This window comes from Streptomyces sp. C1-1, assembly GCF_050214755.1.
Classification (GTDB): domain Bacteria; phylum Actinomycetota; class Actinomycetes; order Streptomycetales; family Streptomycetaceae; genus Streptomyces.
In genome coordinates this window covers 4,155,148-4,175,385 of the sequence record NZ_CP189826.1, presented here as the reverse complement: position 1 = coordinate 4,175,385, position 20,238 = coordinate 4,155,148, and the positions used below count along the sequence as shown (strand labels likewise).

Below are 20,238 nucleotides of genomic sequence, written 5' to 3'. Positions count from 1 at the left end.
ACGGTTCCCGCCTGACCCCCGGCTCGGCGAAGGGGCCCTTGTCAACCCCCTCGCCGAGCCATAACAATGTGTCAACTCTACGCGTGTAGCGCGGAGTTGCCGCGCTAGCGTCGCCGACGCCTGCCCCCTCCTACGCAGCCCCTTTCCCCGAGGAGAGTGCGCCATCAACGCGTCCAGCCCTCCCGCTGCCGTCGAACTGCGCGGCATCACCAAGCGATTCCCAGGCGTCGTCGCCAACAAGGACATCGACATCACCGTCCGCACCGGAACCGTCCACGCCCTGTGCGGTGAGAACGGCGCTGGCAAGTCCACCCTGATGAAGATCCTCTACGGCATGCAGCAGGCCGACGAGGGCACCATCACCGTGAACGGCGAGACGGTCGTCTTCCACAACCCCGCCGACGCCATCGCCCGCGGCATCGGCATGGTGCACCAGCACTTCATGCTCGCCGACAACCTCACCGTCCTGGAGAACGTCGTCCTCGGCGCGGAGAAGCTGTACGGCATCGGCGCCAAGGCCCGCGCGAAGATCAGGGAACTCTCCGACGCGTACGGGCTGAACGTCCGCCCGGACGTCCTGCTGGAGGAGCTCGGCGTCGCCGACCGCCAGCGCGTGGAGATCCTCAAGGTCCTCTACCGCGGCGCGAAGACCCTCATCCTCGACGAGCCCACCGCCGTCCTCGTCCCGCAGGAGGTCGAAGCCCTCTTCGACAACCTGCGCGACCTCAAGGCCGAGGGCCTCACGGTCATCTTCATCTCCCACAAGCTGGGCGAGGTCCTCTCCGTCGCCGACGAGATCACCGTCATCCGCCGCGGCACCACAGTCGGAACGGTCAAGCCGGCCGGCACCACGACCAAGCAGCTCGCCGAGCTGATGGTCGGCAGCGAACTGCCCACGCCGGAGACCGAGGAGTCGACGGTCACCGACCTCGAACTGCTCAAGGTCGACGGCCTGCGCCTGGCTCAGACCGACCTCGACGGCGTCGAGCGCATCATCCTCGACGACATCTCCTTCACCATCCACAAGGGCGAGGTCCTCGGCATCGCCGGCGTCGAGGGCAACGGCCAGTCCGAGCTGGTCGAGGCCGTCATGGGCATCCGTACCCTGAACGCCGGCACGATCGCCCTCGACGGCACCGACATCTCCCACGCCCCCACCCGCCACCGCCGCGAGGCCGGCGTCGGCTACATCCCCGAGGACCGCCACCGCCACGGCCTGCTCCTCGAGGCCCCGCTGTGGGAGAACCGCATCCTCGGCCACGTCAGCGAGCGGCCCAACTCCCGCGGCCAGCTCCTCGACATCAAGGGCGCCCGCACCGACACCTCGCGCATCATCGAGGCGTACGACGTCCGCACCCCCGGCATCGACGTCACCGCCGCCTCCCTCTCCGGCGGCAACCAGCAGAAGCTGATCGTCGGCCGCGAGATGAGCCACGCGCCCAAGCTGCTGATCGCCGCCCACCCCACCCGGGGCGTGGACGTCGGCGCCCAGGCCGCGATCTGGGACCACATCCGCGAGGCCCGCCGCGAGGGCCTGGCCGTGCTGCTGATCTCCGCCGACCTGGACGAGCTCATCGGCCTGTCCGACACCCTGCGGGTGATGTACCGCGGCCGGCTGGTCGCCGACGCCGACCCCGCCACCATCACCCCCGAGGAGCTGGGCTCCGCCATGACGGGTGCGGCCACCGGCCACCTGGAGCACACAGAGGACGACGCCCGATGAACAAGCTGACCCAACGCATCGACAAGGAGCGGCTGATCCTCGCGATCGCGGCCCCGCTGCTGGCGATCGTCGCCGCGATCGTCGTCACCACCCTGGTGATCCTCGCCACCGGCAAGAACCCGGGCGCCGCCTTCAGCGACATGCTGACCTACGGCACCGCCAGCGACAGCCAGGTCTACATCCTCAACAAGGCGACGACGTACTACCTGGCGGGTGTCTCGGTGGCCATCGGCTTCCGGATGAACCTGTTCAACATCGGTGTCGACGGCCAGTACCGCATCGCCGCGTTCTTCGCCGCCGTCCTCGGCGGCGCCCTGACCACGCCCGGCTGGATCTCCATCCCGCTGATCATCCTGTGCGCGATGGCGACCGGTGCCGTCTGGGCGGGCATCGCCGGTGTGCTGAAGGTGACCCGCGGCGTCAGCGAGGTCATCTCGACGATCATGCTCAACGCGATCGCCACCGCGATCATCGCCTACCTGCTGCAGCCCGGAAAGCTCGCTGAACTACAGAGCGGCGGCACGGTCGTCTCCACCAAGCCGCTGGCGAAGGACGAGTACTTCTTCCAGATCGACACCGGTGCCGCCGGCGAGCTGTGGGGCTTCATCTTCATCGCCGTCCTCGTCGGAGTCGCGTACTGGTTCGTGCTCGGCCGCACCCGGTTCGGCTTCGACCTGCGCACCGTCGGCCAGTCCGAGAGCGCGGCCGCCGCGAGCGGTGTGTCCGTGAAGAAGATGGTCGCGACCAGCATGCTCATCTCCGGCGCGATCGCCGGCCTGATCGGCATGCCGACCCTGCTCAACGACAGCCACCAGTTCAGCAACGACTTCCCGACGGGCATCGGCTTCACCGGCATCGCCATCGCCCTGCTCGGCCGCAACAACCCGGTCGGCATCGCGCTCGGCGCCCTGCTGTGGGGCTTCCTGGAGCGCACCACCAACCACCTGGAGTTCCAGGGGTACGACAAGGAAATCCTCGGCGTCATCCAGGGCGTCATCGTCCTGTGCGTCGTCATCGCCTACGAGGTCGTACGGCGCTACGGCCTCAGGCGCCAGCAGCAGCGGGTCGGCGCCGAGCTCGCCGCCCAGGCCGCCGCCCCGACCGAGAAGCAGGAGGTGGCGTGATGACTGCCACGATGACCGACACGCCACCGCCCGCGGCCCCCAAGGCGGACACCGCGAGCACCCGGTCGGGCCGCCCGCTCGGCCAGATCCTCATGATCGTCGCGGGCGCGCTGCTCCTCGTGGCCGCGGTCCGCGCCATCACCGGAGCCAACCAGCTCACCTCCGACGGCCAGGTCAGCGCCGCGCTGAGCCTCGCCGTGCCGATCGGTCTCGCCGGTCTCGCCGGTCTGTGGTCCGAGCGCTCCGGCGTGGTCAACATCGGCCTCGAGGGCATGATGATCCTCGGCACCTTCGGCGCCGGCTGGATCGGCTGGCAGTCCAACCCCTGGCTCGGCCTGCTGTGCGGCGTCGGCTTCGGCGTCCTGGGCGGTCTGGTCCACGCGGTCGCGACCGTCACGTTCGGCGTCGACCACATCGTCTCCGGTGTCGCCATCAACCTCCTGGCGCTCGGCACCACCCAGTACCTCGCCAAGCTGTTCTTCTCCGACGGCAAGGCGGCCGACGCGGGCGGCAACCCCAAGCAGTCCCCGCCGGTGGACTCGCTGCCCAACTTCGACATCCCGGGTCTGTCCGGCGCCCTGCACTCGCTCGAGAACCACCACTGGTTCCTGATCTCCGACCTCGCGGGCATCCTCGGCGGCCTGGTCACCAACCTGTCGGTCATCACGATCCTGGCCTTCGTGCTGTTCGTCGCCAGCTGGTGGCTGCTGTGGCGCACCCCGTTCGGTCTGCGCCTGCGTTCCTGCGGCGAGAACCCCATCGCGGCGGAGTCCCTCGGCGTCAACGTCTACAAGTACAAGTACGTGGCCGTCGCCGTCTCCGGCGGTCTGGCCGGCCTCGGCGGCGCCTTCCTCGCCCTGGTCACCTCGCACATCTACCTGGAGGGCCAGACCGGCGGACGCGGCTACATCGGTCTCGCCGCCATGATCTTCGGCAACTGGCGGCCCGGCGGCCTCGCCATGGGCGCCGGCCTGTTCGGCTACTCCGACGCGCTCCAGCTGCGCAACGGCGGCCAGACCGTCCACGCGCTGCTGCTCCTGCTGGTCGTGCTGCTCGTGGCGATGGCCGGCTGGAAGATGTACAAGAAGGCGCACTGGCAGGGCGGCATCAGCCTCTTCGTGGGCGCGCTCGTCCTGCTGTGGTACCTGGTCACCGACGAGGTCCCGAGCGACTTCGTGGGCGCCACCCCGTACGTCGTCACCCTCCTCGTCCTGTCGCTGTCCGCGCAGCGCCTGAGGATGCCCAAGGCCGACGGCATGCGCTACCGCAAGGGGCAGGGCAAGTGACCCGGCCGGCCGACGTCGACTGGGAGGCGCTGCGCGAGCTGGCCCGGGAGGCCATGACCCAGGCGTACGCCCCCTACTCGGGCTACCCCGTCGGCGTCGCCGCCCTGGTCGACGACGGCCGCACCGTCTCCGGCTGCAACGTCGAGAACGCCAGCTACGGCCTGGGACTGTGCGCCGAGTGCGGGCTGGTCTCGCAGCTGCAGCGCACGGGCGGCGGCCGGCTGACGCACTTCACGTGCGTCGACGGCCAGGGCGAGATCCTGGTCCCGTGCGGCCGCTGCCGTCAGCTGCTGTACGAGTTCGGGGGCCCCGACCTGTTGCTGGAGACCCCGGCGGGCATCCTCCCGCTGTCGCAGATGCTGCCGCAGGCCTTCGGCCCGGACCATCTCAACAAGTAACTCCCGTACGGCCCCTTTGAGTCGACTCTCGAAGGGGCCGCACACTTCCTGAACCACGGAAGGACCGCACGCCATGGCCATGGACGCCATCTCCGTCATCCGCACCAAGCGGGACCGCGGCGAGCTCAGCGACGAGCAGATCGACTGGGTGATCGACGCGTACACCCGCGGGGAGGTCGCCGACGAGCAGATGTCCGCGCTCGCCATGGCCATCCTCCTCAACGGCATGGACCGCCGCGAGATCGCCCGCTGGACCGCCGCGATGATCGCCTCCGGGGAGCGCATGGACTTCTCGTCCCTGTCCCGCCCGACGGCCGACAAGCACTCCACGGGCGGCGTCGGCGACAAGATCACGCTGCCGCTGGCCCCTCTGGTCGCCGCGTGCGGTGCCGCCGTCCCGCAGCTGTCGGGCCGGGGCCTCGGCCACACCGGCGGCACCCTGGACAAGCTGGAGTCGATCCCGGGCTGGCGCGCGCTGCTGTCCAACGAGGAGATGCTGCACGTCCTCGACACCACCGGCGCCGTGATCTGCGCGGCGGGCGACGGTCTGGCCCCCGCGGACAAGAAGCTCTACGCCCTGCGGGACGTGACCGGCACGGTCGAGGCGATCCCGCTGATCGCCTCCTCGATCATGTCGAAGAAGATCGCGGAAGGCACCGGCTCCCTGGTCCTGGACGTGAAGGTCGGCACCGGCGCGTTCATGAAGACCATCGAGGACGCGCGGGAGCTGGCGTCCACCATGGTGGGCCTCGGCACCGACCACGGTGTGAGGACGGTCGCCCTGCTGACCGACATGTCCACCCCGCTCGGCCTCACCGCGGGCAACGCGCTGGAGGTCCGCGAGTCGGTCGAGGTCCTGGCGGGCGGGGGCCCGGCGGACGTCGTGGAACTGACGATCGCCCTGGCCCGGGAGATGCTGGACGCGGCCGGCGTCCGCGACGCCGACCCGGCGAAGGCCCTGGCGGACGGCTCCGCGATGGACGTCTGGCGCCGGATGATCGCGGCCCAGGGCGGCGACCCGGACGCGGCGCTGCCCACGTCGAAGGAGCAGCACGTGATCAAGGCCCCGTCGACCGGTGTCCTCACCCGCCTCGACGCCTACGACATCGGCGTCGCCGCCTGGCGCCTGGGCGCGGGCCGGGCCCGCAAGGAGGACCCGGTGCAGGCGGGCGCGGGCGTCGAGATGCACGCCAAGCCGGGCGACACGGTCAAGGAGGGCCAGCCCCTGCTGACCCTCCACACCGACACCCCCGAACGCTTCGAGTACGCCCTGCAGGCGGTGGAGGGTTCCTACGACATCGGGGCGTCGGGTACGGAGTTCACGGCGTCGCCGGTCGTGCTGGAACGTATCGCCTGACCAGGGGATTTTCCCTTTCGAGCGAACGGGATCGGTGGACCCCCACCGGTCCCGTTCGGCATGCTGGGATCGGTGACGACCGATTGGAGACCGCCATGAGCGCACTCGCCGCCGAGTCCGGCTCCCCTGGGGGCACGGACTGGGACGAGCTCGTCCGTGTCTGGGAGGAGACGGACGCTCCCGAGGGCAGCAAGGTGGAGATCATCGAAGGGATCGTCACCGTGTCGCCTCCGCCTTCCGAAGAGCACAACGACACCGCTGAGCTGGTTCAGCGTCACTTGTACACGGCCATTCCGAACGACCGGGGGATCTATCAGACCCTCGGCCTCGCATGCCCCGAGACGGGCGGCCTGTTCATGCCGGACCTGTGCGTGGTGCCGAGGGCCGCTCTGCGCCGCGGCACGCGCGTGCACGCGGGGGAGGCCGAACTCGTCGTGGAGGTCACGTCCAAGAGCAACGCGAACCACGACCGCATCAAGAAGGCGCATGGCTACGCCGTCGCGGGCGTATCCCTCTATCTCCTCCTGGACGCCTGGCAGTCGGGGCGTCCCACGGCGACGCTCTACGGAGAACCGCAGAGCGGCACCTACCGAGTCCTCGCTTCGGTGGAATACGGCGAGGAGCTGACGGTCCCGCACCGTTCAAGCTGGTCCTGGACACCGGCATCTTCCCGCTGAAGTGAGAGCCTCAGCCCAACAGTGCCGCCACCGCTACCAGCACCGGCACCGACAGCGCCGTGGACAGCAGGATCGAGTCCCGGGCCAGCCCCTCCGCCACCCGGTACCGGCTCGCGTACGTGTACAGGTTCTGGGCGGCCGGGAGCGCCGACGTCACCACCACGTCGAGGAGTTGGTGGCCGCTCAGGCCGAAGACGCCCGCCGCCAGGGCCCAGGCAGCGGCCGGCTGGCCCACCGACTTGAGGGCCACGGACAGGAACACCGGAGCCCGGTCGGCGCCCCGGCCCGGCATCGTGCTGCCGCACAGGGAGATCCCGAAGGCCAGCAGGACCGCCGGGACCGACATGTTGCCGATCAGGGTCAGGGGGTCCATGACGGGGGCCGGGACCCGCACCCCGAGCGCCGACACCGCCACCCCGGCCAGCGAGCCCACGGCGATCGGATTGCGCAGGGGCGTCAGCAGCCGTAGCCACAGCGGGCCCTTCTCGCCCTTGCCGGACAGGTCGAGGATCGTCAGGGCGACCGGGGTGACCCCGATGAGCTGGAAGAGCAGGACGGGCGCGACCAGCGACGCGTCACCCAGGACGTACACCGCGATCGGGATGCCGAGGTTGCCGGAGTTGACGTAGCTGGAGCACAGGGCGCCGATCGTGGTGCGGCCCACGCCCCAGTCCCGCACGGCGCCCACCGCGACGAACACACCCGCCGCCGCTGCCGTGCTCATGGCCGTCACCAGCAGCCGGCTGGAGAAGATCACCGACAGGTCGGCGCGGGCGAGGGTGGTGAACAGCAGCGCCGGGGACGCCACGTGGAAGGCCAGCTTGGTCAGGACCTCTCGGCCGTGCTCCCCGAGGTGACCGCCGCGTCCGATGACGTAACCGACGCCGATGACGACCGCGATGACCGCGAAGCCCGTCAACACGCCCTGCACGGCGGCTCCTTCGCGAGGTCCTCGGCGGGAAGCGGGCCGTCGGGTGTCCGGGACGGTGCTGATCCGTGTGGCATGCATCCAACCCTCTGGGGCAGCAGGGCGGCAGGTCAATGTGATCCCGAACGGCGGACACGCCTCGTAGGCGGCCCGCCGCGATGAGTTCCGCCCGCTCGCCCGGTCTACCGCTCGTGGACGCCATGAAGCCTGCTCTGCTGGTGCTGCCCGGCCCCGTCACCCGCGACGAGGCGGCGGGGCTGTGCGACGACGTGCGGGCGCTGCTGGAGTCCACGGGCGCCGGCGTCGTCGTGATCGACGTCGCCGGGATCGGGCCCCCGGGCCTCGGCGCCGTCGACCTGCTGGCGCGGCTGCAGCTCGCCGCCCGGCGGGCCGGGGGACGCATCCGGCTGCGGGACCCCGCGCCCTCCCTACACGCCCTGCTCGGTCTGGTCGGGCTCCGCTTCGAGATGGAGGGGCAGGTCGAACAGCGGGAACCACCGCTTGGTGTCGAGGAAGAAGTGGAACCCGGTGAGCCGGCCCTCTGAGATCTCCAGCACCTGCACCGCCCACGGCGCGTAGCCGCCCGCCTCCGGGTCCGGCTTGTACTGGGCGAACCCCGGCAGGCCGTTGACCCGCACCGGCAGCAGCCGGGAGCCCTCGCAGGCGGAGCCCAGGGTCGTCATGAAGCCGGTGATGTCGTCGTGGCCCGTCAGCCACAGGTCGAACGGCGGCATCGTCATGACGGCGTCCTCGTGCAGCAGGGCCGTCAACGCGGTCATGTCGTACCCCTCGAAGGCGGCGACATAGCGCTCCAGCAGCTTCTGCTGCTCCTCGTCCAGCGGGTCGGACACGGCCGCCCCGGCCGCCTTGTCGGCCTTCTCGCGCTCGGCCAGCGTGGCCCGGGCCCGCTGCAGCGCGCTGTTGACCGACGCCACCGACGTGTCCAGCAGCTCGGCGACCTCGCTCGCCCTCCAGGCCAGCACCTCGCGCAGGATGAGCACCGCCCGCTGCTTGGCCGGCAGCTGCTGCAGGGCGGCCATGAAGGCGAGCCGCACCGACTCCTTGGCGACGGCCGCCTCGGCCGGGTCGTCCGTCGTGGGCAGCACGCGGTTGTCCGGCATCGGCTCGAGCCAGGTGTTGTCGGGGCGCGGGGAGAGGGCGGCCTGGGCGAGCGGGGTGGACTCGCTGAGGTCCATCGGCCGGGCGCGCTTGTTGCCGGCGGTCAGCATGTCCAGGCAGACGTTCGTCGCGATGCGGTACAGCCACGAGCGCAGGCTGGAGCGGCCCTCGAACTTCTCGTAGCTGCGCCAGGCGCGGACCATCGTGTCCTGCACCGCGTCCTCGGCCTCGAAGGAGGAGCCGAGCATGCGGTAGCAGTACCCGGTCAGTTCGACGCGGTGCTTCTCCAGCCTGACGTCGAGATCCGCGGTCGTGGTCGCCGTACCGTCGCTCATGTCCACCCACCCCTGTGGCATTCCTGTCGCGCGCCTTCGCGCCCAGCACGTCCGAAGCTAGCGCAGCGCACTGACAATGGCCCCTGGAGCAGCCGAAGGCGCAGGTCGGCGCGGTGCGGCCACTGGCCGCACCGGCTCGTTCACGCCGTGACGGGACGGCTTCGCGCCGCGACCCGTGCCGCGCGTGACCCCAGCACCGTGATCGTCACCACGCCCAGTACCGCCAGCAGCCCGACGGCCACCGTCCCGGCCCAGCCACCGGCGTGGAAGGCCGTCGCGCCGACCGTGCTGCCCGCGCTGGAGCCGACGTAGTACGCCGACTGGTACAGGGCCGAGGCCTGTGCCCGGCCGGTCGTGGCCGTCTTGCTGACCGCCGACGAGGCGACCGCGTGGCCCGCGAAGAACCCGGCCGTGATCAGCACCAGACCCAGCAGGACCGGTACCAGGGAGCCGGCCAGCGTCAGCAGCAGCCCGCCCGCCGTCGTACCGCCCGCGAGATACAGCGCGCCGCGGCGGCCCAGGCGGCCCACCAGCCGTCCGGCCGTGGACGCGGACACCGTGCCGACCAGGTAGACGAGGAAGATCGAGCCGACGATGCCCTGGGGGAGGGAGAAGGGCCCCTCGGTCAGGCGGTAGCCGATCACCGTGTACACACCGCCGAACACCGTCATGAACAGCGCGCCGATCGCGTACAGCCGGCGCAGCAGCGGGTCGGCCAGGTGGTTCCGGACCGTCCGGGCCAGGACCCGCGGCCGCAGCGAACCGGCCACGAAGTGCCGCGGCGCGGGCAGCAGCAGCCGGAACGCCACCGCACAGGCCACCGCGATCACCCCGATGACACCGACGGCCACCCGCCAGCCCCACAGCTGCGCGACCCACCCGGTGATGACCCGGCCGCTCATCCCGCCGACGCTGTTGCCCGCCACGAACAGCCCGATCGCCGTGACCAGCGCCTTGGGCCTGACCTCCTCGGCGAGATACGCCGTCGCCGACGCCGGCAGACCGGCCAGCGCGGCGCCCTGCAGGGCACGCAGCACCACCAGCACGCCCAGCGAGGGCGCGAACGGCACCAGGAGCCCCACCGACACCGCGACGGCCAGCGAGGCGGTCATCACCGTCCGGCGGCCGAACCGCTCCGACAGCGCGCTCATCGGCAGGACGAACAGCGCCAGCCCGCCGGTGGCCGCCGCGACCGTCCAGCTCGCCTCGCTCGCCGCCACCCCGAACTCGCCCGAGATCAGGGGCAGCAGGGCCTGCGTGGAGTACAGCAGCGCGAAGGTCGCGACACCGGCGAGGAAGAGCGCGAAGCTCATCCGGCGGTAGCCCGGCCCGCCGGGGGTCATACGGGAGTCGGAGGCGGCGGGGGAAGCGGTCGTGACGGCGCCCATGACGCTGGACGCCCCGGTACTGGCGGGAGACATGCCTCGAAGCTACGTACGCCCCCGCTCATCCGTCCAATGCATGGAATCGCCATAATCGTTCCCATGGTGCATGACCCGAGCTCACAGCCCCGCCTGTCACCGACCAGTGACACAGAAGACATGACGATGTTGCTGGCGCCCCGCCTCGCCCACTTCGCCGGCGTGGCCCGCACCGAGCACGTCACCCGCGCCGCGCAGGAACTCCAGGTGCCGCAGTCCACCCTGTCCCGCGCCATGGCGCGCCTGGAGCAGGACCTGGGCGTCGACCTGTTCGCCCGCCACGGCCGCACGGTCTCCCTCACCCCGGCCGGCCGCACCTTCCTCACCCACGTCGAGCGCGCCCTCACCGAGATCGAGCGCGCCGCCGACGAGGTCCGCGCCGACGCCGACCCCGCCTCCGGCAAGGTCGCCTTCGGCTTTCTGCACACGATGGGCGCGGAGACCGTCCCCGCGCTCATCCAGGCCTTCCGCCTCGACCATCCCCGGATCCGCTTCAGCCTGGTCCAGAACTACGGCGAGGCCATGCTGGAGAAGCTGCGCGCGGGCGAGCTGGACCTCTGCCTCACCTCTCCGGTCCCCGACGCCCCCGACCTCGTGGCCCGCCGCCTGGACGAGCAGAAGCTCCGGCTGGTCGTCCCCGTCGACCATGCCCTCGCCACGCGCCGGCGCGTCCGCCTGGCGGAAGCCGCCGAGGAGGCCTTCGTCACCCTGGAACCCGGCTACGGCCTGCGCCGCATCACGGACGACCTGTGCCAGGAGGCGGGCTTCAAGCCGCGCGTCGCCTTCGAGGGCGAGGAGGCGGAGACGCTACGGGGCCTGGTGGCCGCGGGCCTGGGCGTGGCCCTCCTCCCGCCACCGGCCTTCCCCCGCCCGGGAGTCGTCGAGCTGACGGTCACGGCCCCGAGGGCGGCCAGGGAGATCGGCGTGGCCTGGCTGGACGGCCATCCGGACACGCCCCCGGTGGCCGCCTTCAAGAAGTTCCTGCTCTCGCGAAGGGGAAGTCTGCTGCCCTGAACGTGCGGTCAACGGCGCAGCGACTTGCCGAACCCCGCGGCCAGCGGCATCCGAAGCCCCAGAGGAGGCGGAGCCGCCAGCGCGTCCTCGACCGGCCGTGACAGCCCCTTCCCGAACAGCGCACCCATCACGAAGTCCTCGGTCAGCGCGTGCACTTCACGCCGGTACTGGTGCAGCCCGTGGCCGTCGGCGTGCACCTCGAACCGGCACACCTCCCGGTTCGCCTTCTTCGCCCGGGCCGCGAGCCGGAACGACAGCTCCGGATCGGTGCGTTCGTCGTTCGTGCCGTGCACCATCAGCACTCGTCGGCCCACCAACTGCTTCACCGGTTCAGGGGACGCCGCCACGTCCTCCTCCGGCAGCCAGGGCGCGATCGCCACCACCGAGTTGACGGCCTCGTGCCCGCCCGCGCGCAGCGCGGCCCGCCCGCCCATGTCGAAGCCGACGAGGCACACGGGGACGTCCCCGTACCGCCGTACGACCTCGTCCACGGCCCAGGAGGCGTCCCGTGCCAGATGGGCCTCGCTGCCGTTCCAGCCCCGGTAGCGGTAGTGGACGACATGCGTGGCCAGCCCGTCCTCCCGGCCGGCCCGGGCCAGCCTGCGGCCCAACGCCCGTACGGACGCGGCCGCCAGCATGGGAGACGGTCTGCGGTCGGACTCCTCGTCGCCGCCGGGGAGCAGCAGCACCACTGCGCTCACCGCCGTCGGCTCCGGACCGAACGCCCTCCCCAGCCGGGCCCGTCGTACCGGCGTCGCTTGGTGTGCCATGACAGAACAGTGTCAGAAGCGAGGGTGTACATGACCCGTCGGTGCGGTCACCGTTACGTATCGACGCACATGTACACCGCGCCGTCTACGCGCGTAGGAGGTAGAGTGCGGAAATGACGAGCCAGACCATGTCGAACACCCCGACGCCGGATCAGATCCGCCGGGCGCCGAAGGTTCTGCTGCACGACCACCTCGACGGCGGCCTCCGTCCGGGGACGATCGTCGAACTCGCCCACAGCACGGGCTACACACGCCTCCCCGAGACCGACCCCGGCAAGCTCGGCGTCTGGTTCCGCGAGGCCGCCGACTCCGGTTCGCTGGAGCGGTACCTGGAGACCTTCTCCCACACCGTCGGCGTCATGCAGACCCGCGACGCCCTCGTCCGGGTCGCGCGCGAGTGCGCCGAGGACCTCGCCGAGGACGGGGTCGTCTACGCGGAGGTGCGCTACGCGCCCGAACAGCACCTCGAGGGCGGACTGAGCCTCGAAGAGGTCGTCGAGGCCGTCAACGAGGGCTTCCGGGAAGGCGAGCGGATCGCCCGTCAGAACGGCCAGCGCATCCGCGTCGGCGCCCTGCTCACCGCCATGCGGCACGCGGCCCGCGCCCTGGAGATCGCCGAACTCGCCAACCGTTACCGCGACCTGGGCGTCGTCGGCTTCGACATCGCGGGCGCCGAGGCCGGCTACCCGCCCACCCGGCACCTCGACGCCTTCGAGTACCTCAAGCGGGAGAACAACCACTTCACCATCCACGCCGGGGAGGCCTTCGGGCTGCCCTCCATCTGGCAGGCCCTGCAGTGGTGCGGCGCCGACCGGCTCGGGCACGGGGTGCGCATCATCGACGACATCCAGGTCCAGGTCGACGGCTCGGTCAAGCTCGGGCGGCTCGCCTCCTACGTCCGGGACAAGCGCATCCCGCTGGAGCTGTGCCCCAGCTCCAACCTGCAGACCGGCGCCGCCTCCTCGTACGCCGAGCACCCGATCGGGCTGCTGCGACGGCTGCACTTCCGCGCCACGGTGAACACCGACAACCGGCTGATGTCCGGCACGAGCATGAGCCGGGAATTCGAGCACCTTGTCGACGCATTCGGCTACACGCTCGACGACATGCAGTGGTTCTCCGTCAATGCGATGAAATCAGCGTTCATTCCTTTCGATGAACGACTGGCGATGATCAATGACGTCGTCAAGCCCGGATACGCGGAGCTGAAGTCCGAATGGCTGTTCCAGCAGACCGCCTCCACCAGCGGTTCTGTGGAGTCGGAGGGCTGAACGGGCGACATCGGCGGCGCGGAATGCGGACGGGTATTCACAATCCGTCCGCATTTCGATATTTGCGGCGGCAGCGTCCGCGTGTTTACGTTCGGGGACCGCTCACATCCCCGTAACCCCATTTCGAGGACGCATTCAATGAAGCAGTCTGCTGTCAAGGCCCTCGGTGTCGCCGCCCTGGGTGCCGCCTTCGCCGCCGCGGGCGCCGGTGCCGCGACCGCGGCCCCGGGGCTCCCGAACGCCACCGGGGCGCTGGACAGCGTCACCAAGACGCTCCCGGCGGAGAACCTCTCCCACGCGGTGCCGGGTGCGGGTGACGCGGCGGCCCACGGCAAGGACGCGGTCGGCGCCGGACTGGCCGCCGTGCAGCCGGTCGCGGCGCAGAAGCTCGCCCACGGTCCGACCGGGCCCGTCGCCGGTCTGCTCGGCGGCCTCCCGGTGGCCCAGGGCCTGCCCACGCACGGTCTGCCGGTGAACGGCCTCCCGCTGGGCTGACCCCCACACGCGCCGATGGGGCGCACCCTCTGGACACGGGGTGCGCCCCATCGGCATACGCGCGAAAAATGTCACCAGGCGGCGCGGGCCGCCTTGTCCTCCGAGGGCAACAGGATCCACAGGGCTATGTAGAGCAGGAACTGAGGGCCCGGCAGCAGGCACGACACCAGGAAGATCACCCGCATCGTGGTCGCGGAGGTGCCGAAGCGCCGAGCCAGACCGGCGCACACTCCGCCGATCATGCGACCGTTGGTGGGGCGGACGAGGGCGGACATCTGCGGCTCCTTCGTGAGCGTCGGTGGAGGAGGCCCTTGGCGGCTTCCTCATCTGCCTTCCACGCTACGGGGACGAAGGGGGCGAAGCATCGCTCTACGGTGCGATCCCGACCCTGGGAAACGTCGGGGTCCGACCCTGAGCCGCCTCCTCCTGATGGACGGCCGCCCGGTCGTCCCGCTCCGACCTGCGACGCAGCCGGACGCGGGCGGCCGGGACGACGGCGAGGTGCGCCAGGGCCACCCCGACCGTGTTGAGGAGCAGGGAGTCCACATCGGGCACGCGGCCCGGTACGGCCGTCTGCAACAGCAGGATGCCGAGCGAGACCAGCGCGCCGGCGGCGGTCGTGCGGACCAGGGAGCCGAGCGGCGAGGAGTCCAGCCTGCCGTGCGCCGTCGGAAGCAGCACACCCAGCGGGGCGAGCAGCGCGAGCCCCTCGGCGATCCGGCGGGCCGCCACCTGCCAGCCCAGCAGCAGATCGGCCCTGATACTGGCGAACGGACGCACGTTCGGCGGCGTCACCCAGGGCACGTCCAGCGGCCGCAGTGTGAACCAGGCGACGAACGCGAGGTGTGCGACGAGGAGGACACCCCCTGTCACACGGATGCGGATCGCGGCGCTGCCGCCGATGGAGCCTTGACGCTGCACGCTGCCCAAGACGCGCCCCCCGGCGGGATCGGTTCCGTGTGGCGCCGACGTACCGCTGTGAGGCCTGTGCCACACCCGGGGTTCAGGGGCGGTTCAGCCGCCCGTGACCCGACTCGACGGCGGCTGTTCGCTGCCCGGCCGGGAGCGCACGTCGTCCGTGCACTCGTAGCGGCGCAGCGGCCCGCGCCCGGGCCCGCCGAGGATCACCGAGCCGTCGCCCTCGGCCGCCGCCGAGTCGGAGAACGTGCACACGACCTGGGCGAGGGCGTAGGAGGTCAGGTCGCCCGGCGGGGTGCTCAGACGCAGCGTGTCGTCGGGGTCCCCGGCGCGCGGACCGCCGACCGTCATGCCGCCGCGCACGCCCGTGGTGTAACCGGCCTCCTTCTCGACGGCCGACGGCGTCGCCGCCAGCTGGTCGAGCAGCCCCTGCGCCACCAGGACGCGTCGCTGCGAGTCCGCCGTGCCGTCCGGCACGCGCACCGTCCGGTCGACGGCCACCAGCGACGAGCCGCACAGCAGGAACACCTGGACGGGCAGGCCGCGCGAGGCCTGAGCCGAGACGTCCGGCTGGGCCAGGGAACAGGTGACCTGCGAGGGTGCCGCGCCGAAGTCCGTCGGGACCTGGGTGGAGCGGATGCCGCAGCCGGCGAGCAGCCCCGCGAGGACGGGCAGCGCCGGCAGGAGCCACGCCTTCGACCGGCGACCCCGCACGGCCGGCGGGAGCCACGCCCACGACCGGCGACCCCGTACGTCCATCACGCGTCCCTCTTCTCGGCCTCGCCGTCGGCGCCCTCCGTGAGTGCCGACACGTCCCGGGGCAGACGCAGCGTGAACACGGCTCCGCCCTCGGGCGAGTTGGCGGCGGTGATCTCGCCGCCGTGGATGTGCGCGTTCTCCATGGCGATGGAGAGGCCGAGTCCGCTTCCCTCGGAGCGCGGGCGGGAGGCGCTGGCCTTGTAGAAACGGTCGAAGACGTGCGGCAGGACGTCGTCCGGGATGCCGGGCCCGTGGTCGCGCACGGCGATCACGACCTCGGCGCCCTGCCCGCCCTTCGCGTCCGACGCCCGCACCGAGACCCGTACCGGCGAGCCGCCGTGCTTGAGCGCGTTGCCGATGAGGTTGGCGAGGATCACGTCCAGGCGACGCGGGTCCAGACGGGCGTGGATGGCGCGCTCGGCGTCCAGCTCGACCGCGTCCAGCCAGGCGCGGGCGTCGATGCAGGCGGTGATCTGGTCGGCGACGTCGACGTCGTCCAGGACCAGCTTCGCCGTGCCCGCGTCGAAGCGGGTGACCTCCATCAGGTTCTCGACGAGGTCGTTGAGCCGCCGGGTCTCGCTGACGACGAGCCGCACGGCGGGCTCGATCATCGGGTCCATCGACCCGGACTCCGCCTCCAGCTCCTCCTCGAGGATCTCCGTCACGGCGGTGATCGCGGTGAGCGGCGTACGCAGCTCATGGCTCATGTCCGCGACGAAGCGCCGGGACGCCTCGTCCCGCGCGGCCATGTCGTCGACCCGTTTCTCCAGCGCCTCGGCCGCGTCGTTGAACGTCCGCGACAGATCGGCGAGTTCGTCCGTGCCCGACACCCTGAGCCGGGTGTCCAGCTTGCCCTCGCCGAGCCGCCGGGCGGCCACGCCCAGCCGTTGCACGGGCTTCAGCACCGTGGAGGCGGCGGCCTGCGCGAGCAGCGCCGAGCCGACCAGCGCCAGGCCGGTGGCGATGCCCAGCGACCAGGCCAGCGAGTTGAGGTCCTTGGCCTCCGGCTCCAGCGACTTGAGCATGTAGCCGGTCACCCCGCCGTCGATCACCTTCGTGCCCGCCACCAGATACGGCGTGCCGTGGTCGGTGACGCGCTGCCAGTACAGGTGGTACGCGTACTTGTTGCCGGAGTCGACCTCCTGCCGCTTGTTCACGGCCGCCCGCAGCGACGTGGGCACGTCCCGCAGCGAGAAGCCGTCCAGGGCGCCCGAACTGCCGTACACCGTCTTGCCGCCGGCGTCCCGGGCGACGAGCAGCACGCTGAAGCGCTGGCTGCTGTTGGCCATCTGGCCCGCCGTGCGCTGCAGTTCGTCCTGCGTGGGGTGCGGGGGCAGGGTGCCCGCCCGGTTCTGCATCGCCTGCTTGAAGTCGCCGAGCACGGCGTCCTGGGTACGGGTGAGGACGGCCTCGCGGTTGAGCCAGTACGCGATTCCCGACGCGGAGACGGCCGCGGTCAGCGCGACCAGCCCGAACACGACGACCAGGCGCAGCCGCAGACTGGTGAACCGCAGCCGTGACAGATGACCCTTGCGAGTCGCGGCCCAGCCGCGAACCCCCCCTTGCGCTTCGGTCACTGAGGCGTGTCCAGCCGGTAGCCCACGCCGCGCACGGTACGGATCAGCGTCGGGGACGACGGCACGTCCTCGACCTTGGCGCGCAGCCGCTGGACACAGGCGTCGACCAGCCGCGAGTCGCCGAGGTAGTCGTGCTCCCAGACCAGCCGCAGCAACTGCTGCCGGGACAGCGCCTGTCCCGGCCGCCGGCTCAGCTCCAGCAGCAGCCTGAGCTCCGTCGGGGTCAGCTGCAGGTCCTCGCCGTTCTTGGTGACCGTCATCGCGGCACGGTCGATCACGAGGCTGCCGAACGTCGCCGAGTCGCTCGCCTCCCGCTCGCCGCGCCGCAGCACGGCCCGGATCCGGGCGTCCAGCACCCGGCCCTGGACCGGTTTGACGACGTAGTCGTCGGCGCCGGACTCCAGGCCCACCACCACATCGATGTCATCGCTGCGCGCGGTCAGCAGAATGATCGGCAGCTGGTCGGTGCGCCGGATGCGCCGGCACACCTCGAAACCGTCGATGCCGGGCAGCATCACGTCCAGCACGATCAGGTCCGGCCGCTGCTCGCGCAGCAGCTTCAGGCCGTCCTCACCGGTGGCAGCGGTGGCCACCCGGTGACCCTGGCGCGTCAGTGAGAGCTCCAGGGCCGTTCGGATGGCGTCGTCGTCCTCGATCAGCAACAGGGAAGGCACGGGGCTCATTCTGGCCCATGGAGGGGGTCCGGTTCGACACCTGGACGGATGCGGGCGCCTACCGCTTCTCTCTGTGACCTTGCCGTGTCTTCCCTGCGACCGACCCCTGTGACAGGTCTGTGACAGTCGGCGGACACGGCCATGAAGGTGCGGGGGCAAGCTTTTCGGCACAGGCAAGGAAGGACCGCCTGAGCAAGCAGAACACCGGAAGTCCACGACGGGGGGCGCGAGATGAACACGCTGCACGGCATGAGCACCAGCGCAGTGGTCACGCGCCTGCACGACGTGAACGGGGGCCGGGGTTCCGAGAAGTCCGGCGCCGTGAGCGGGCGGGGGTGCGCTCGCGGCGCCGGGCGTCAGCACACCGCCTACATGACGGTGGTTGACGGTTTCACGGGGGAAACGCACGGGGGAAGCGCGTACGGGGAGGACTCGGGGGAGCGTCGTTCGCTGTCGGAGGCGGAGTTCACCGCCTACGTCCAGGAGCGCCGCGCCTCCCTGTACGCCACCGCCTACCACCTGACCGGTGACCGCTTCGAGGCCGAGGACCTGCTGCAGAGCGCACTGTTCTCGACGTACAAGGCGTGGGACCGGATCAGCGACAAGGCCGCGGTCGGGGGCTACCTCCGCCGCACCATGACGAACCTGCACATCAGCGCGTGGCGCCGCCGCAAGCTGAACGAGTACCCGACCGAGGAGCTGCCGGAGACGCCCGGCGACACGGACGCGATGCGCGGCACCGAACTGCGCGCCGTCCTGTGGCAGGCGCTCGCCCGGCTGCCCGAACTCCAGCGCACGATGCTGGTCCTGCGCTACTACGAGGGCCGCACCGACCCGGAGATCGCGGAGATCCTCGACATCAGTGTCGGCACGGTGAAGTCGAGCATCTGGCGGTCGCTCCGCCGGCTGCGCGAGGACGAGGTCCTCAGCTTCGGCCGTGACGAGGAGGACGCCTTCGGGGAGCTGGTCGCCTGAGGGCTGGGGGGAGCAAGTGACGGGGGAGCGGTAACACCGGGGGGACCTACGGGGGTCACGGGGGACCGACGGGGTCACGGGGGAGAACCCACGGGGGAGACGCGGGGGAACGGGGGGAGCGGGACTGGAGGGCCGGGGGGTCCGTCCAGTCCCGCTTTCGCGTGTGCCCGCTCGCGTCGATGCCCGGCGGACCGCGCGGGATCAGGCCGTCGGCGTCGAGCTCGGGTGGCGGGTCACCGCGGCGGTGGCCAGCCGGGTCAGGGCCTCGTCGCGGTCGCAGGGGTGCGCGCCCAGGGTGGTCTGCCGGGAGACGATCGTGCGTTCCTGGCGCATCAGGCGCCAGCCGCGGCGCAGCAGGAACGGGACCGACTTGCGGCCCTCCTTCAGATCCCGCACGAAGCGGCGGCGGAACGTGCGCACCGGGCCACGGCTCAGGCACAGCGCGTCCGCGAGCAGCCCCTCCTGCCGGCACCGGTCGATGATCTCGGCGGCGAAGACGCCCTCCGCCACGAACAGCGGGGTGCGTCCGATGTCCACGGCGTTCTCGCCGGTGCGCGCGGAGAGGGAGAGGTCGTAGACCGGGATCTTCGTACGGCCCGTGCGGCACAGGTCGGCTATCGCCGCCACCGCCGCCTCCCTGTCCCACGAATCGGGATGGTCCCAGTCGATGTCGGAGCTCCCCGCCACCAGCGGCAGTGTCGGGTCGTCGCCCTCCTTGTAGAAGTCGTCCAGGCGCAGCACCGGCAGGCCCGAGCGGGCGGCGACGAGGGACTTGCCCGAGCCCGAGGGGCCGCAGAGCAGCACGACACGGGCGGAGGTGGGGAGATGGATGCTCACGGGACACCAGTTTGACGCATTCCGTACGCCCTGCCGACCCCGCGGGTCGGCATTGGATCGCGCGTCACACCTCAACTACCCTTCGTGTCGACCCGATTACCCCGCGCACCAGAAGGTGGCACCAGTACATGTCACGACACACGTCGTCCCCCGCCCCGACCGTCCAACGCGCCCTGGTCGCCCTCGCGACGGCGGGCGTGGCGCTCGGCGCGGGTGCCGCGACGGCCTCCGCCGCCGACACCGAGCCCCTCGTGGACGTGTTGCACACCCGGCCCACCAGCCTCGGCAAGATCGACCCGCAGTCCGGGGGCCGGGCCCTCACCGGCAACGTCGGCTATGTCACCGGCCCGGTCGCCGGCCTCAAGCCCAACCCGCTCGCCGGCACCGGCACCGACCCCCTCGACAACGGCGTCGGCACCCAGGTCGCCGACTTCAAGGCCCTCGACACCCGGATGCTGACCGGCCCGGTCGCGCAGGCCTCGTCGATCGGCAGCATTCCGGTGCTCGGCCAGGCCGTCGGCCTGCTGGGCCACTGAGGCCCGGTACGGCGGAGAGCCGCGCCTCCCCCGGACGGAGGGGA

General features: G+C 71.3%; 22 protein-coding genes. 12 read left to right on the top strand and 10 right to left on the bottom strand.

Annotation, left to right across the window (positions count from 1 at the left end; translation table 11 throughout):
• The first annotated feature begins 163 nt into the window (after nt 1-163).
• From ACQF4J_RS18920 to ACQF4J_RS18895, 6 genes are all read left to right on the top strand, one after another.
• On the top strand, nt 164-1,723 hold the full coding sequence (locus ACQF4J_RS18920) for an ABC transporter ATP-binding protein (RefSeq protein WP_427168598.1): 1,560 nt from the start codon (nt 164-166) through the stop codon (nt 1,721-1,723).
• The gene (locus tag ACQF4J_RS18915; RefSeq protein WP_351580389.1) at nt 1,720-2,847 is read left to right on the top strand and encodes an ABC transporter permease; all 1,128 of its coding nucleotides are present in this window, start codon (nt 1,720-1,722) and stop codon (nt 2,845-2,847) included. The genes ACQF4J_RS18920 and ACQF4J_RS18915 overlap by 4 nt, the downstream gene beginning before the upstream one ends.
• Nucleotides 2,847-4,133, top strand: a complete 1,287-nt coding sequence (locus tag ACQF4J_RS18910; RefSeq protein ID WP_351580386.1) for an ABC transporter permease — start codon at nt 2,847-2,849, stop codon at nt 4,131-4,133. Before ACQF4J_RS18915 ends, ACQF4J_RS18910 begins: the two co-directional genes overlap by 1 nt.
• Nucleotides 4,130-4,531 carry a cytidine deaminase gene (locus ACQF4J_RS18905; protein WP_351580383.1) on the top strand — a complete coding sequence of 134 codons (402 nt, stop codon included), beginning with the start codon at nt 4,130-4,132 and terminating at the stop codon, nt 4,529-4,531. The genes ACQF4J_RS18910 and ACQF4J_RS18905 overlap by 4 nt, the downstream gene beginning before the upstream one ends.
• A 79-nt stretch (nt 4,532-4,610) precedes the next feature.
• Nucleotides 4,611-5,888: a thymidine phosphorylase gene (locus tag ACQF4J_RS18900; protein WP_351580442.1), complete on the top strand. Its 1,278-nt coding sequence runs from the start codon at nt 4,611-4,613 to the stop codon at nt 5,886-5,888.
• 95 nt (nt 5,889-5,983) lie between these two features.
• Nucleotides 5,984-6,565 carry a Uma2 family endonuclease gene (locus ACQF4J_RS18895; RefSeq protein ID WP_427166224.1) on the top strand — a complete coding sequence of 194 codons (582 nt, stop codon included), beginning with the start codon at nt 5,984-5,986 and terminating at the stop codon, nt 6,563-6,565.
• Nucleotides 6,566-6,575: 10 nt separating this feature from the next.
• Here the strand turns inward: ACQF4J_RS18895 and ACQF4J_RS18890 are convergent, their stop codons facing one another.
• Entirely contained in the window at nt 6,576-7,496 is a 921-nt protein-coding gene (locus tag ACQF4J_RS18890) for an AEC family transporter (RefSeq protein WP_351580380.1), read from the bottom strand.
• 155 nt (nt 7,497-7,651) lie between these two features.
• On the opposite strand from ACQF4J_RS18890, the gene ACQF4J_RS18885 reads away from it, so the two are divergent.
• A complete protein-coding gene (locus ACQF4J_RS18885; protein ID WP_351580377.1) occupies nt 7,652-8,038 on the top strand; it encodes an STAS domain-containing protein in 387 nt (128 codons plus the stop codon).
• Here ACQF4J_RS18885 and ACQF4J_RS18880 read toward each other — a convergent pair.
• Together ACQF4J_RS18880 and ACQF4J_RS18875 are read right to left on the bottom strand one after the other, a co-directional pair.
• A complete protein-coding gene (locus ACQF4J_RS18880) occupies nt 7,922-8,947 on the bottom strand; it encodes a sigma-70 family RNA polymerase sigma factor (RefSeq protein ID WP_351580375.1) in 1,026 nt (341 codons plus the stop codon). The two genes, ACQF4J_RS18885 and ACQF4J_RS18880, sit on opposite strands and share 117 nt — an antisense overlap.
• Before the next feature lie 140 nt (nt 8,948-9,087).
• Nucleotides 9,088-10,368 carry an MFS transporter gene (locus ACQF4J_RS18875; protein WP_351580372.1) on the bottom strand — a complete coding sequence of 427 codons (1,281 nt, stop codon included), beginning with the start codon at nt 10,366-10,368 and terminating at the stop codon, nt 9,088-9,090.
• A gap of 63 nt (nt 10,369-10,431) precedes the next feature.
• Between ACQF4J_RS18875 and ACQF4J_RS18870 the strand changes: the two genes are divergently transcribed.
• Nucleotides 10,432-11,382, top strand: a complete 951-nt coding sequence (locus ACQF4J_RS18870; RefSeq protein WP_351580369.1) for a LysR family transcriptional regulator — start codon at nt 10,432-10,434, stop codon at nt 11,380-11,382.
• A gap of 8 nt (nt 11,383-11,390) precedes the next feature.
• Here the strand turns inward: ACQF4J_RS18870 and ACQF4J_RS18865 are convergent, their stop codons facing one another.
• A complete protein-coding gene (locus ACQF4J_RS18865; protein ID WP_351580366.1) occupies nt 11,391-12,152 on the bottom strand; it encodes an alpha/beta hydrolase in 762 nt (253 codons plus the stop codon).
• 113 nt (nt 12,153-12,265) lie between these two features.
• Between ACQF4J_RS18865 and ACQF4J_RS18860 the strand changes: the two genes are divergently transcribed.
• Nucleotides 12,266-13,423, top strand: coding sequence for an adenosine deaminase (locus ACQF4J_RS18860; RefSeq protein ID WP_351580363.1), 1,158 nt, complete (start codon nt 12,266-12,268; stop codon nt 13,421-13,423).
• A gap of 138 nt (nt 13,424-13,561) precedes the next feature.
• The gene (locus tag ACQF4J_RS18855) at nt 13,562-13,918 is read left to right on the top strand and encodes an ATP-binding protein (RefSeq protein ID WP_351803076.1); all 357 of its coding nucleotides are present in this window, start codon (nt 13,562-13,564) and stop codon (nt 13,916-13,918) included.
• 71 nt (nt 13,919-13,989) lie between these two features.
• Here the strand turns inward: ACQF4J_RS18855 and ACQF4J_RS18850 are convergent, their stop codons facing one another.
• From ACQF4J_RS18850 to afsQ1, 5 genes are all read right to left on the bottom strand, one after another.
• A complete protein-coding gene (locus ACQF4J_RS18850) occupies nt 13,990-14,193 on the bottom strand; it encodes a PspC domain-containing protein (protein WP_200703212.1) in 204 nt (67 codons plus the stop codon).
• 94 nt (nt 14,194-14,287) lie between these two features.
• Complete coding sequence (locus ACQF4J_RS18845) at nt 14,288-14,839, bottom strand: VanZ family protein (RefSeq protein WP_351580439.1); 552 nt, start codon at nt 14,837-14,839, stop codon at nt 14,288-14,290.
• 93 nt (nt 14,840-14,932) lie between these two features.
• The gene (locus ACQF4J_RS18840) at nt 14,933-15,595 is read right to left on the bottom strand and encodes a hypothetical protein (RefSeq protein ID WP_351580356.1); all 663 of its coding nucleotides are present in this window, start codon (nt 15,593-15,595) and stop codon (nt 14,933-14,935) included.
• On the bottom strand, nt 15,595-17,172 hold the full coding sequence (locus ACQF4J_RS18835; protein WP_351580349.1) for a HAMP domain-containing sensor histidine kinase: 1,578 nt from the start codon (nt 17,170-17,172) through the stop codon (nt 15,595-15,597). The genes ACQF4J_RS18840 and ACQF4J_RS18835 overlap by 1 nt, the downstream gene beginning before the upstream one ends.
• Nucleotides 17,169-17,846, bottom strand: a complete 678-nt coding sequence (afsQ1, locus tag ACQF4J_RS18830) for a two-component system response regulator AfsQ1 (RefSeq protein ID WP_200703209.1) — start codon at nt 17,844-17,846, stop codon at nt 17,169-17,171. Before afsQ1 ends, ACQF4J_RS18835 begins: the two co-directional genes overlap by 4 nt.
• A 231-nt stretch (nt 17,847-18,077) precedes the next feature.
• Here afsQ1 and ACQF4J_RS18825 point away from each other — a divergent pair, with 231 nt between their 5' ends.
• On the top strand, nt 18,078-18,821 hold the full coding sequence (locus ACQF4J_RS18825; RefSeq protein WP_351580345.1) for a SigE family RNA polymerase sigma factor: 744 nt from the start codon (nt 18,078-18,080) through the stop codon (nt 18,819-18,821).
• A gap of 201 nt (nt 18,822-19,022) precedes the next feature.
• Here ACQF4J_RS18825 and ACQF4J_RS18820 read toward each other — a convergent pair whose 3' ends face one another.
• Nucleotides 19,023-19,658: a uridine kinase family protein gene (locus tag ACQF4J_RS18820; protein WP_351580343.1), complete on the bottom strand. Its 636-nt coding sequence runs from the start codon at nt 19,656-19,658 to the stop codon at nt 19,023-19,025.
• Nucleotides 19,659-19,786: 128 nt separating this feature from the next.
• Here ACQF4J_RS18820 and ACQF4J_RS18815 point away from each other — a divergent pair, with 128 nt between their 5' ends.
• Nucleotides 19,787-20,194: a hypothetical protein gene (locus ACQF4J_RS18815; protein WP_351580340.1), complete on the top strand. Its 408-nt coding sequence runs from the start codon at nt 19,787-19,789 to the stop codon at nt 20,192-20,194.
• Nucleotides 20,195-20,238 lie beyond the last annotated feature (44 nt).

Excerpts from the sequence above, each read along its gene's own strand:
- ACQF4J_RS18865 (WP_351580366.1), bottom strand. The coding sequence starts at position 12,152 with ATGGCACACCAAGCGACGCCGGTACGACGGGCCCGGCTGGGGAGGGCG.
- ACQF4J_RS18855 (WP_351803076.1), top strand. The coding sequence starts at position 13,562 with ATGAAGCAGTCTGCTGTCAAGGCCCTCGGTGTCGCCGCCCTGGGTGCC.
- ACQF4J_RS18870 (WP_351580369.1), top strand. The coding sequence starts at position 10,432 with ATGGTGCATGACCCGAGCTCACAGCCCCGCCTGTCACCGACCAGTGAC.
- ACQF4J_RS18840 (WP_351580356.1), bottom strand. The coding sequence starts at position 15,595 with ATGGACGTACGGGGTCGCCGGTCGTGGGCGTGGCTCCCGCCGGCCGTG.
- ACQF4J_RS18915 (WP_351580389.1), top strand. The coding sequence starts at position 1,720 with ATGAACAAGCTGACCCAACGCATCGACAAGGAGCGGCTGATCCTCGCG.
- ACQF4J_RS18910 (WP_351580386.1), top strand. The coding sequence starts at position 2,847 with ATGACTGCCACGATGACCGACACGCCACCGCCCGCGGCCCCCAAGGCG.
- ACQF4J_RS18825 (WP_351580345.1), top strand. The coding sequence starts at position 18,078 with ATGAACACGCTGCACGGCATGAGCACCAGCGCAGTGGTCACGCGCCTG.
- ACQF4J_RS18885 (WP_351580377.1), top strand. The coding sequence starts at position 7,652 with ATGAGTTCCGCCCGCTCGCCCGGTCTACCGCTCGTGGACGCCATGAAG.
- ACQF4J_RS18850 (WP_200703212.1), bottom strand. The coding sequence starts at position 14,193 with ATGTCCGCCCTCGTCCGCCCCACCAACGGTCGCATGATCGGCGGAGTG.
- ACQF4J_RS18875 (WP_351580372.1), bottom strand. The coding sequence starts at position 10,368 with ATGTCTCCCGCCAGTACCGGGGCGTCCAGCGTCATGGGCGCCGTCACG.
- ACQF4J_RS18900 (WP_351580442.1), top strand. The coding sequence starts at position 4,611 with ATGGACGCCATCTCCGTCATCCGCACCAAGCGGGACCGCGGCGAGCTC.
- ACQF4J_RS18880 (WP_351580375.1), bottom strand. The coding sequence starts at position 8,947 with ATGAGCGACGGTACGGCGACCACGACCGCGGATCTCGACGTCAGGCTG.
- ACQF4J_RS18860 (WP_351580363.1), top strand. The coding sequence starts at position 12,266 with ATGACGAGCCAGACCATGTCGAACACCCCGACGCCGGATCAGATCCGC.
- ACQF4J_RS18815 (WP_351580340.1), top strand. The coding sequence starts at position 19,787 with ATGTCACGACACACGTCGTCCCCCGCCCCGACCGTCCAACGCGCCCTG.
- ACQF4J_RS18895 (WP_427166224.1), top strand. The coding sequence starts at position 5,984 with ATGAGCGCACTCGCCGCCGAGTCCGGCTCCCCTGGGGGCACGGACTGG.